The sequence below is a fragment of the Hydrogenophaga atypica genome (assembly GCF_042665215.1).
Classification (GTDB): domain Bacteria; phylum Pseudomonadota; class Gammaproteobacteria; order Burkholderiales; family Burkholderiaceae_C; genus Hydrogenophaga; species Hydrogenophaga defluvii_A.
Genome location: NZ_JBHTCA010000020.1, coordinates 65,907 through 77,643 on the forward strand (window position 1 = coordinate 65,907; position 11,737 = coordinate 77,643).

The window sequence follows — 11,737 nt, forward strand, 5'->3', positions numbered from 1 at the left end:
GCTGCCCCAGCCTTCAGACCGACAGGAACTGGGTCACCAGCCGGTTGAATTTGTGGGCTTGTTCCACGTGGGGTATGTGCCCGCAACGCCCCATCACGTGCAAATCTGCCTGCTGCATGCGCACGGCCATTTGAATGGCGATGTCCAATGGCACCACCCGGTCTTCGCTGCCCCAGATCACCAGTGCAGGCGCTGCGATGTCACCCAAGCGGTGCGCCACGTCGCCAAACTGTTGGGGATGCTGGGCAAGACTCATGCTGAAGTTGTGCAAGTGTTTAGGCCGCATTTGTGCCGCAGCCACCATTTTCTGAATCACCGGTTCGGTGTAGGGGGTTGGATCGCAGACCACCGCGTCGATGAATCTTCGCATGTTTTCGGCGGTGGGCGAGCGATAGAACGCCAGCATCAAGCGGACGCCCTCTGGCAGCGCCGGCTGGAAGCTGCTGCGACCGCCTGTGCCCCCAGACACCAGCACCAGCTTGGCCACCCGTTGAGGCCACTGCATGGCGAAGGCCACCGCGCTGTGGGCGCCCATGGAAGCGCCCATCACGTGGACCGGCTGCTCAACGCCTGCCGTCTGGAGCACCGCAGCGAGCGCCCGCGCATTGAGCGAAGACCTGTCCTCCAGACACAAAACCGGCGCACTGCGCCCCCATCCCGGCAGATCGGGACAGATCACTCGATGTCCTGCGTCCAGCAAGGCATCGCGGTTGGCGGCAAAGCTGGCCCAGCCCGTTGAGCCCGGGCCGGACCCATGCAGCATCGCCACGACGGGGCAATGTGTCAGGCCGGGTGCCGAGTCGGTGTAGTGGATCGCCAGCGAACGCCCGCCATGTTCCAGAACGGCACGCTGTGAAGCCCCATCTTCATCCAGAGGCGTTCCGACCGGAAACTTCCATGTTGCAGCGGCCTTTTGCATAAGGCCGTGCCTACTGGGTCACACGGATGTTGCCCGCCTTGGCGATCTTGGCGTAGATCGCTGCGTCCGTCTTCAACTGCTGCAGAAACTCATCGGGCGTACCGCCACCCGGAAGGACACCCAAGGTCTTGAATTTCGCCAGGATGTCGGGCATGCGCAGAATGCTGCTCACCTCAGCGGCCAGCTTCTGTGCAATGGCCGGCGGCGTGCCGGCGGGCAGGAACAGGCCGTGCCATCCCACCGTATCGAACGAGTGGTAACCCAATTCTGTGAAGGTCGGCACATCGGGCAATTCCGGTATGCGCTTGGGGCCGGCCACCGCCAGCGGTCGCATGGCCTTGCTGTTGGGCAGCGCCGACGGAATGTCGATGAAGGCGCTGGGCAGATGCCCACCGGACAAGTCGGTCACCATGGGTGCCGACCCCATGAAAGGGACATGCGCGATGTCGAGTCCGGCTTGCTGCTTGAGCAGTTCACCGTGCAAATGGGCGCCACTGCCGATGCCGTAGCTGCCAAAGCTGTACTGCGCGGGACTGGCTTTGGCGAGGGTGAGGTACTCTTTGAACGACTTGGCGGGCGATGTGGTGGGAACGACAAACAGGTTGTTCGTCTGCAGCGTCATCACGACCGGCGACAAGTCCTTGAGGGGATCGAAGGGAGGCTTCTCGAGAACGGCAGGCAGTTGGATCAACACCGTGTTGTGCACCAGCACCGTGTAGCCGTCTGTGGGCGCCTTGATCACCGCTTGTGCGCCGATGATTCCCGATGCGCCCGGCCGGTTGTCAATGATCACCGACTGGCCCCATGCCTGCTGCAGCTTCTCACCAATCATGCGCGCCACCGCATCCGACGCGCCGCCCGCTGGATACGGCACCACAAATTTGATCGGCCGGCTCGGATAGGCGGCTTGCGCCGTGGCCGACGACAGTGCCCAGGGGCCCAGGGTCAGCAGCGAAAGTGCCGCCGCTTGAAATGCACGTTTGCTCAGCGTCATGGTGATGTCTCCAGTTGTCGACTTGGGGGCGGGGGAAATGGACAGGTCGTTCACTGCGCAAGCGCAGACAAGATGCGGTCGCGCCGTTGTTTCAGCGCCGGGACCAGGTCGTAAGGCAGGTCCGGGTTGGTCTGGTTCAACACGTGATCGATGCGGGCCTTGACCAGCGGAAGGGCTTCCGGGCTTGGAAAGACGTAGAAGCGGTCATCTGCGACCGCTTTGAAAGTGATTTCGGCAACTTCATCGGCCGAGATGGCGCCGTTCTTCACCGCCTGCTGGGCAGCTGCCCGGGCGGCGAGCTGGGATTTGGTCAAAGGCGCTGTATCCAGCAGATGTGCCGGGCGGTTCCGATCGGAGTGACCAATTTCCGTCGACACATAAGATGGACACAGCACCGCCGCGCGCAGTTGTGGCGTCACCAGTTGCAGGTCGTGCCGCAGGCATTCGGACAGAGCCACCACCGCGTGTTTGGAAACGCTGTAAATCCCCATCCCTGGGGCCGTGAGCAGACCGGCCATGGACGCCGTGTTGACGATGCAGCCCTCGTAGGCGGGATCGGCGGCGGCCGAGGCGACCATCCTGGGCGTGAAGCTGCGAATGCCGTTGATGACCCCCTTGAGATTGACACCTAGCAGCCAATCCCAGTCTTTTTCGGTGTTCTCCCACACCAATCCGCCCGCGGTCACACCCGCGTTGTTGAACAGAAGGTGGACCTGGCCAAAACGATCCATGGCCGCTTGTGCGAGTTGATCGACGGCGGACGCATCGGAAACGTCAATGACGATGCCCACCGCATCGGCGCCCTCGGAGCGCAGACCGTTCACGGTTTGGTTGAGCACACCGGCTTCGATGTCTGCCAGCACAAGCCTCATGCCGCGCCGCGCAGCTGCCATTGCCAGCGCCTTGCCCAGGCCGGCGCCGGCCCCGGTGATGACAGCCACGCTGTCCTTGAATTGCCTCATAGGAATACTCCAGACTGCCGACGTGAGCCGAGCAAGGTTGATACTGGCTCAGTAGCCGTAGGAAAAAACTGGATCGGTCAGATCGATGGTCGGCAACACCTGGCTTTCGTACAGGTAATCCTGGCTGTGCTGCCACTCGGGCTTATCACCCCGCTTGGGCATGCGGTCCAGCCCGCGCAAGAGGTAGCCAGCGTTCAAATCCTCGGTATCCACCCATGGCTGGATGGACATACCGGCATCCGAGGGCCGCAGCTTGGGGGCCACACTCCTGGCCTGACTGGCCCGCATGTGGTTGAGCAGGTTGCAGACAAAGGTGCCAATCAGCTCTGCACGCAGCGTCCAGCTGTAACGGCCATAGCCATAGACCCAAGCCATGTTCGGTACACCCGTGAACATGGTCCCGCGGTAGCTCACTGTCTCGGCAAAGTTCACAGCCTGTTCATCGACTGTGAAGGGAATCTCACCCATGACAGACAGGTCGAAACCGGTGGCGGTCACGATAACGTCGCAATCCAGGCGATCACCCGACTGGAGTTGGATACCCGCTTCGTCAATCTCCGCAATGTGGTCGGTCACCACCGAGGCTTTGCCGCCTCTGATCGCCTTGAACAGGTCGCCATCGGGCACAAAGGCCACGCGCTGTTGCAGCGGTTTGTATGGAGGCGTGAAGTGCCGCTCCGCATCAAATCCTTCCGGCAGACAGGCTTTCACGCCCGCAATCAACTGGGCCTTCAGTCCATCCGGATTGGAACGGGCCCGGTCGATGAGTTCGGCCCGGTCGCGCACCACTTTGCGCCGCATGATTTCGTGAATCCAGGCTTCATCGATTTCCAGCTTGCGCAGTTCTTCTGCCAGTGCATCCGCGTTGCGCCCGGTCGCGAAGAAGGTGGGCGTGCGTTGCAGCATGGTCACGTGCCCACATTGATCGGCCAGCGACGGGATCAGCGTGGCAGCCGTCGCGCCGGAGCCAATCACGACCACACGCTTTCCCGACAGATCCACGGTGTCTGGCCAATGCTGCGGGTGGATCACATCGCCTTTGAAGCGCTCCAAGCCTGGCCACTTGGGTGTGTAGCCCTTGTCGTGTCTGTAATAACCCTGGCACATCCAGAGAAAACTCGCTTCAATCTGCTTGGACTCTGGCTCGGCGCCATGCTCGGAGTCCGCTGTGACGTCAAGTCGCCAGGAATGGGATTGACTGGACCAGGCCGCCGATCGAACCTTGTGGCGAAAGCGGATGTGCGGTGCCAACTCGGCGTCCTCAATCACCGAGCCGAGGTAGTCGAGTATTTCTTCTCGTGAAGCGATGGGCTTGCTGGTCCACGGCTTGAACTGGTATCCAAAGGTGAAGAGGTCGCTGTCGGAGCGTGCACCCGGGTATTTGTGGATGAGCCAGGTGCCGCCATAGGAGTCCATGGCGTCCAGGATCACAAAGCTCAGTTCAGGGCACCTCTGACGCAGCATGTGGGCGCACCCGATGCCGGAGATGCCCGCTCCGACGATCACCACATCAAAACGCTCGATGGCCGCTGAGTCAGTCGAAACCGCGCTGTTCACCTGCATGTGTTGTCTCCATGGGTCGGGCGTCTTTTGCGCCCCGTCTGGAGAAATTATGTTGAGCGTGCCAACACAAGACTGTCGCCTTTTAGCAGTCTTTCAAATACTCAATCGACGAGTCGAGACAACACCACTCACGACTTTCCTCTGAGCTCGAGGGATAGGACAGCGGGTGGCCCACCACATGAACGACGCATGAATTTAAAGTTCGATACGGCTCAGGCTACCGACGCAAAGGAGGTCGGATTGAAGTTGGAGCGATGGACATCGCTTCTACGCAGGTCCAGCTGCCGTTTTTATAACGTGCTCGAATCCGCGCCGACCAGTGACTGTTTTGGGCGGTCAATCGGCTGTTTGATTTTCAGCCTGGTGAATGACCGGTTATGGCATCGGACAAAAGCACAGTTGTCAAATTCAAAGTCTGGTCCCAGCCTGAAGCGACCATCGACAGGGACGGCTTTGCAGCGGAAGCGGTCGCTCAGCCTTGAGCATCGAATGATCGATAGTGGCCACGGACGCGACGCTCGCGGTCTATACAGTTCAGCTGCGATTGACTGCCAGCGCCACCACGCTCGTGGACCGATACGCGCTCTGGTCTAGTGTGACATCGCTCGCGTTTGCTATGCTGTGAACGGCGACGCATTTACGACAGGGAGAACAAAGTGTCCCTACTACAAGAAATTCAGAACGAATCAAACGGTGCGTTGTTTCGACGTGCGGACCTGCACATCCACTCCTTTGGCGAGGGTGGCTCATACGACGTGACGGACGCGTCGATGACGCCAGAGGGTATCGTCGATACGGCAATCACGGAGCGGCTCGACGTCATCGCGATCACCGATCACAACAACATCGCGAACGTCCGCCCGGCGCTGAAGTATGCGGACGGCAAAGGCCTACTTGTTGTCCCCGGTGTGGAACTGTCAACCCCGCAGGGGCATTTGCTGGTGTACTTCGAGAAGGCCGACCAGCTGCAGCGGTTTTTCGGAAAGCTGACCATTTCGGACGACCGGAAGGCCTGCCACAACACCATCCCTCAATGCCTTCGCTTCGCCGACGAGTTCAACGGCTTCGGGATCTGCGCACACATCGAGCTGGACAGCGGCCTTGAGAAGGCGCACCCGAAATTTGACGCGTTCAAACAGGAGGTCTTCAACTGCTCCAACCTGTTGGGCCTTGAGATCACCAATGCCGCGACCGGCCCCTGGTTCTCTCACGACGACACTGATGCCAATCGCCGTAACTGCGTTGTGACCCGATGTGCGGCGCTTGGTCTCGAAGACGGCGTCGATCTTGCGAAGGTGATGTCCTCGGACGCACACACCCTCACCGCCTTAGGCCGCAACGCCAGCGGCAACAGAAAGCTGACCCGGCTCAAAATGGAGTCGCTGACGTTTGTGTCGTTGCGGATCGCACTGAAGGATTCTGCAGCGCGCGTTCGCCTCGAGGACCTTGTCCCCGCGTCAGTGCCGAGGTTCGTGGGGATCAAGCTGGAAGGCGGATTCCTCAAGAACCAAGTCGTCCAATTCAGTCCAAACCTGACCTGCATCATCGGCGGGCGCGGTGCCGGGAAGTCAACGCTGCTGGAGTCGCTTCGAGTGGCTTCGGGCAATGCTGCCGCAAGCACGATCATTGACTCGGAGGTGTGGCCGGATGCCATCTCGCTCGTCTACGAAGACGAAGTGGGGGAGCGCCACACGCTGACTCGTAGCAAGCTCTGCGATGTGATGAACGCCGATCCGGAAGGGCCGACGGCTGTTGCAATCGAAAGCTATGGACAAGGCGAAACGGCTGACACGATCCAGCACTGCGACACTGACCCGTCGATCCTGCTGCGGTTCCTGGACGGCTTCATCGACTTTGGAGAACTGCGCAAGCAAGACGAAGCCTTGCGCGATGCGATTCTCGCCAATCAGACAGTTGTCGAGACGCTGCAGCAGAGCATCAACCAGATCGGGCCAACCGAGAAGGCCAAGGGCATCGCTGACACACAGGTCGCGGTACTGAAGAAGCAGAACGCGAGCCAGGTCGTCGAGCTGGAGGAAAAGCTGGCCAGGGAGCGGCGTTTCCGCGTTGGCCTGAAGCGCAACCTTGGTGAGCTTCTCACGTCCATCACCAACAGCCTGACCGGCGGCGAGCTGCGCAAGTTGACGGCCGACATTGACGGCAACGGCCTCGCGGTCGGCAAGACGGAGTTTGAAGTTGTCAAGGGACTCGTGGATAGTCTTGCGACGGAGATTGAGACGCTTTCGGGTCAGCTCAAACTGAAGGTCATCGCCGCGAACGACAAGATCGCGGCGCAGCTTCAGGTCTGGATTGAGCGCGAGAAGGAGACGCAGGACAAGATTGAAGAGATTCGGCGCGAACTTGAAAAGCAGAACATCAAGCTCGACATGGCGTTCATCCGTAAGGTCACGAAGGATGCTGCCGATTTGCAGGCACGGCTGACCGAGCTGAAGAAGAGCCAGCCGAAACAACTAGAGGCATTCAAGGAGCGCAAGCGCCTGATTCAGGAACGGGCTGGCCTCCGCGTGAAGATCTTCAATGCTCGCCATGCGTTTGCGACGACGATGAACGGCAATCTTTCCTCTGCCGTTGTCGACTATCGGGTCAAATTTCAGTTCTATGAAGGCCTGCTGGCGCCCGAGATGGAGGAGCTGATCAAGAGCACCATGAGCTGGCGTACCTCTCAGGTTCCACGCGCGGCGCTCATTGCCGCCACACTTTCACCGACTCAACTCCTTGCTGCCGTGAATGCGAAAGATGCGTCGGCACTCGAACAGCTGAACGATGCCGACGGCAACCGTGTGTTCTCCAAGGTCGATGCCGTCGACATCATCGCCAAGCTTTCGGAGTGGCAGGCCAAATGCGCGTTGGAGCGCATCGCGTTCGAAGACAGACCCGAGATCAAGGTGACGCAGGTAGTCGAGAATGCGGATGGCACCAAAGGGTATCGCGTCCGAGATTTCGCCAAGCTCTCACTCGGCCAACAGCAGGCCATCCTTTTGACGGTGCTGCTGTTCTCGAAGAGCCGCGTTCCGCTGATCATCGATCAACCAGAAGACAATCTCGACGGCGAATTCATCTACAAGACTGTCGTGCGTTCGCTGCGCCGCATCAAGGAGCACCGGCAGGTCATCATCGTCACGCACAACCCCAACATCGCCGTTCTGGGAGACGCCGAGTTGATCATCCCGCTGCGCGGTGCCAGCGAAGTGTCCGTGATCAGGGACCGTGGGTCGATCGACACCACCCAGACCAAAGACATCGTCTGCACGATTCTTGAAGGCAGCCAGAAGGCCTTTAAGCGTCGACAGGAGATCTACGGTTACTGACCGTACCAGTGATGCTGGTCGGAGAGCGTAGCTCGCGAACGAGGGAGAGCAACCATTTTCTTCACCGTAATTGATGGCCGCGGCCGTGTGCCCAGTGGATCAAAGAACCAAGCATTCTTGTTTGTAGACAACTGGGACGACTGGGGAAAGTACCGGACGCAGTTCTCGCTTCAGGTTGCCGACGAGACCGGAGAAACTCATCTCATCGGCTCGGTCAAGATCGGCCAGAAGGGCCTGCAGCCCGCAGGCAGGGTATCGAAAGGTCATCGAGCACCGGCCTTGGATGAATCGTTCGATGCTCTGGATGAAAGCTACTTTTCGCTCGGGCAAAGTGAGAGCTATTACGAGTCGCTGAACGAGCTTGGCGACGCGCTTCGATCGCGCGTCCTCAAGGGCCTGCGCGACTGTGCTGCCGACCTGAACGTCTTCGAGGCCTACCGTGCTGAGGAGGTGATGCGAGAGTCGCTCCTTCGAGACGTTCCCGAATCTACCGTCGCAGGGCGGCTGAATCGCCTGTCCCGCGGCGATGCCAGGCTCACAAAGTTTTCGTTCGCGTACAGCTTTCCGGCTCGGGGCAAAACGCCCACGGCATCGATGACTTTCGATGTCATTCCGGAGTCTCAACCGCCGACTAACGTGCATGTCCTGATTGGCCGCAATGGCGTTGGCAAAACGCGGTGCATGCGGTTGCTGGCGCTCGCCTTGCTTGGTCGCGAGCCCGACGATGGGCATTCCGCTGGCACGATCGAAATGCAGGCTGAAGACACAGGCGGTGCTGTTGCATTCTCTGGCCTAGTCCTCGTCTCGTTCAGCGCTTTCGACGAGTTTGAGCTGACGCCCGCAGAGGCGGACGCCATGCGTTGCCACCAGGTCGGTCTCAGGCATCCGGAGTCATCCAAACGCGGCTCAACGGCGAAGAGCTTCGAGGATCTGGGGAGTGACTTCGCAAATAGCCTGACACGGTGCCAGTCGGGCGTGGTAGCGGAACGCTGGCGCACGGCAGTCCGGACCCTGGAGGAAGACGATCTCTTTGCAGAGGCAGATGTCACGTCGCTGCTTGACGAAGAGAGCGACGTGAGTCTCAAGACGCGCGCGCGACGCCTTTTCAAGAAGCTAAGTTCGGGGCATGCCATTGTTCTCCTGACCGTGACTCGCCTCGTCGAACTGGTCGATGAGCGAACGCTGGTACTCCTCGACGAACCGGAAGGTCATCTTCATCCGCCGCTTCTCGCTTCCTTTGTGCGCTGCCTGTCCGACCTGCTAGTGCGACGGAACGGGGTCGCCATCGTGGCGACGCACTCGCCGGTGGTTCTTCAGGAGGTGCCTCAGTCCTGTGCCTGGAAGCTACGACGAAGCGGGCGTACCGCGATCGTTGAACGTCCGACTGTGAAGACTTTCGGGGAGAACATCGGCGTCTTGACACGCGATGTCTTTGGTTTGCAGGTCACGCAGTCGGGATTTCACAAGCTCCTGCGAGATGCCGTCGCTGACGGCTCGTCCTATCGAAGGGTCTTGAACAAGTTCGACGGCGAGCTGGGCGACGAAGCGAAGGCCATCGTTCAGGCGCTCATCGCAGAACGCGACGAGGATGCCGATGCGTAGCCTGCCAAAGCCTGATGTGACCGGCGCGGAGTTGCTGCAGCTCTGTGCTGCCAGCATCAGAGATCCCGATCTGAAAGAACGCCTGCTGCAGGTCGAAGCCGTCGTTGAAGCTGCCGAAGAGTTGTACAGGGAACACGGTGAAAGCGCCGAACTGCATGCCATCAAGGGAACAAAGGCAGTTGGCGGCTTCGTCACCCGCAAGGAGATGGAGCGGGTCTACAACGGAACCTTCGTGAAGAGCAGCAGGACGCGCAGCACTTACGCAAAGCTCAAGAAGGCCTGCGTCAACGACATCTGCCCGCTATGCGGTCAGGGAACGGTTCACCAGCTAGACCACTATCTTCCTATCACCAACTTCCCGGTCTATGGCGTAACTGCCATCAATTTGGTCCCGGCCTGCAGCGACTGTAACAAGTACAAGCTCATCCATGTCGCTGCGAACGCAGTCGAGCAGACCATCCATCCCTACTTCGATGAGGTTGACGACGAGCGATGGCTGTTCGGTGAAGTCGTGGAAAGCACGCCGGCCTCCGTGAGGTTCGCGGTGAACCCGCCCGATCCCTGGGATGCAGTCCAGGTCGAGCGTGTGAAGACCCATTTCCGCATCTACAGGCTCGGCGCGCTGTATGCAACGCATGCTGCGGTTGAGATCAGCAACATGAGACATGCCCTGAAGAAGATGGCCGCCACACCAGGCTCTGCCGAGCGGATCAGGCAGCACCTGCGCGAACGGGCTGAGAGTTGCGCCGAGGTCTACAAAAATTCCTGGCAGCGGGCGACGTTTGACGCGTTGGCCGATTCTGATTGGTTTTGTTCCGGCGGCTTCGAGGGCGTATAAGGTTTCCTGTCCGTTCAACAATGCATCTACTCAGCTCGGCCTGAGTGCTCCATGGCTTCTACGCGCAACAGGTTCGCGTACTCGCGACCGCGCCCGTCCAGCATATTGCTTGAGTGCTGCAGACTGCGTTCGAGTGACGGCATTCGGCGAACGCTGCCATTCGACGGTTAGAACCTGGGCGACCGCACGCAGCCTTAAGCCGCCCGCTGGAACCATCAGTTTCGCTGCGTCATCGCTTAAACCGTGACAGCCGAGCGCGAATTGCGGACTGTGGCCTAACAGCTCCGGCAGACCAAGTTACAGCATCACGGGGCTTGGCAGGCCGCGACACTTACGATAACTATGTGCTCCCCACCGTTACGGGGATATGTAGTTACTGCGTAAGCGTCGCCTCAGCCCCCTCTTGACGAGGTTCGTGAGGGATGGTCAGACATCCAGGATGTGTCGCAGCAAACCGAAGCCGACGCGCCACTGGGTGCCATCACCGGGGTCGATGGTCGCAGTGCGGCTGTTGATGCGCACGATGGTGCCCACCACGGTCTGCAGGTACTTGTCCTCAAAGGCGACCTTCTCCCCGCAGCGAAAGTCGTTGCGCGTCGGTCGCGCTGGGGCTGGTGGTTCCGACTCAACCGCTTGAGGGCGCTCAGCAGGATTGACCTGCGGCGGCTCGATAGCGGCGTATGGCAACTTCCACTCTTTGCGCTCGCGCAGGTCCTGCAACGTGACCTGCGTGTCACGCATGGCCACGACCTTGCCTTCTCGCATACTGCCATCGCGCCAGTCCACAAATCGCACGGTCTGACCCAGGTTCATGTCCTTGCGCACGGCAAGGATGCGCCGAGGGTCAGCCAATAACCGCTCGATCAATGTGCTGAGCTGAAACAGCTCCAAGCCGCTCGCGTTCTGCAGGGCGTCCAGCACCCGCGGGTCAATGCCAGACACGCTCATGCCGCCTTGCGCTGTTGATCCACCTGACGGGACTGCCGCATCAGGTTCCAGGGCAGCAACTCATCGATGCGGTTGATAGGGTGATCGGCAATGCGGCCAAGCACCTCCCGCAGGTAGGCCTCGGGGTCAATCCCATTGAGTTTGGCGGTTTGCACCAGGCTGTAGATCGCCGCCGCCCGTTCGCCGCCGGCATCCGATCCCATGAACAGGTAGTTGCCCCGTCCCAAAGCCACCCCGCGCAATGCCCGCTCTGCGGCGTTGTTGTCCATCTCGATGCGCCCGTCATGGCAATACCGTGTCAAGGCCTGCCAGCGTGTCAGGCTGTAGCCAATGGCTTTGGCCAACTCCGATTTGGCCGACACCCGCCCAACCAACTGGCTGAGCCAGGCGTGCATCTCCTGCAGCAGCGGCCCGGCACGCGCCTGGCGTTGGGCCTGTCGAATGTCGGGAGGCTGTCCCCGAATGTCGCGCTCGATGGCATACAGATCGGCAATGCGTCTGAGCGCCTGTGCCGCGATCGACGTCTCGTCTTTGCCGCTGCTCAGGTACAGGTCCCACCACGGTCGGCGCGCGTGCGCCCAG

The 11,737-nt window shown here is 60.2% G+C and carries 9 protein-coding genes; 3 read left to right on the forward strand and 6 right to left on the reverse strand.

Going from position 1 to position 11,737, the window contains the following annotated elements; all coding sequences use genetic code 11:
• Positions 1–13: 13 nt before the first annotated feature.
• From ACFQPB_RS18680 to ACFQPB_RS18695, 4 genes are read right to left on the reverse strand one after another with little or no spacing between them, the layout of a single operon-like run.
• Positions 14–919, reverse strand: coding sequence for an alpha/beta fold hydrolase (locus ACFQPB_RS18680; protein WP_382226495.1), 906 nt, complete (start codon positions 917–919; stop codon positions 14–16).
• Positions 920–929: 10 nt separating this feature from the next.
• On the reverse strand, positions 930–1,913 hold the full coding sequence (locus tag ACFQPB_RS18685; protein ID WP_382226498.1) for a Bug family tripartite tricarboxylate transporter substrate binding protein: 984 nt from the start codon (positions 1,911–1,913) through the stop codon (positions 930–932).
• Between the two features lie 50 nt (positions 1,914–1,963).
• On the reverse strand, positions 1,964–2,875 hold the full coding sequence (locus tag ACFQPB_RS18690) for an SDR family oxidoreductase (protein WP_305335181.1): 912 nt from the start codon (positions 2,873–2,875) through the stop codon (positions 1,964–1,966).
• Between the two features lie 48 nt (positions 2,876–2,923).
• Complete coding sequence (locus ACFQPB_RS18695) at positions 2,924–4,438, reverse strand: flavin-containing monooxygenase (protein ID WP_305335180.1); 1,515 nt, start codon at positions 4,436–4,438, stop codon at positions 2,924–2,926.
• Between the two features lie 656 nt (positions 4,439–5,094).
• Between ACFQPB_RS18695 and ACFQPB_RS18700 the strand changes: the two genes are divergently transcribed.
• The 3 genes from ACFQPB_RS18700 to ACFQPB_RS18710 all read left to right on the forward strand — a co-directional run bounded on the left by ACFQPB_RS18700 (position 5,095) and on the right by ACFQPB_RS18710 (position 10,207).
• Positions 5,095–7,767, forward strand: coding sequence for a TrlF family AAA-like ATPase (locus ACFQPB_RS18700; protein WP_382226502.1), 2,673 nt, complete (start codon positions 5,095–5,097; stop codon positions 7,765–7,767).
• Positions 7,768–7,884: 117 nt separating this feature from the next.
• Positions 7,885–9,369 carry an AAA family ATPase gene (locus ACFQPB_RS18705; protein ID WP_382226505.1) on the forward strand — a complete coding sequence of 495 codons (1,485 nt, stop codon included), beginning with the start codon at positions 7,885–7,887 and terminating at the stop codon, positions 9,367–9,369.
• On the forward strand, positions 9,362–10,207 hold the full coding sequence (locus ACFQPB_RS18710) for a hypothetical protein (RefSeq protein ID WP_382226508.1): 846 nt from the start codon (positions 9,362–9,364) through the stop codon (positions 10,205–10,207). Before ACFQPB_RS18705 ends, ACFQPB_RS18710 begins: the two co-directional genes overlap by 8 nt.
• A gap of 426 nt (positions 10,208–10,633) precedes the next feature.
• On the opposite strand, the gene ACFQPB_RS18715 is transcribed toward ACFQPB_RS18710, so the two are convergent.
• Entirely contained in the window at positions 10,634–11,155 is a 522-nt protein-coding gene (locus ACFQPB_RS18715; protein ID WP_382226511.1) for a hypothetical protein, read from the reverse strand.
• Positions 11,152–11,737, reverse strand: a 586-nt coding sequence (gene tnpC, locus ACFQPB_RS18720) for an IS66 family transposase (protein WP_382226513.1), incomplete at its 5' end; no start/stop codon positions are given. The genes tnpC and ACFQPB_RS18715, both read right to left, overlap by 4 nt.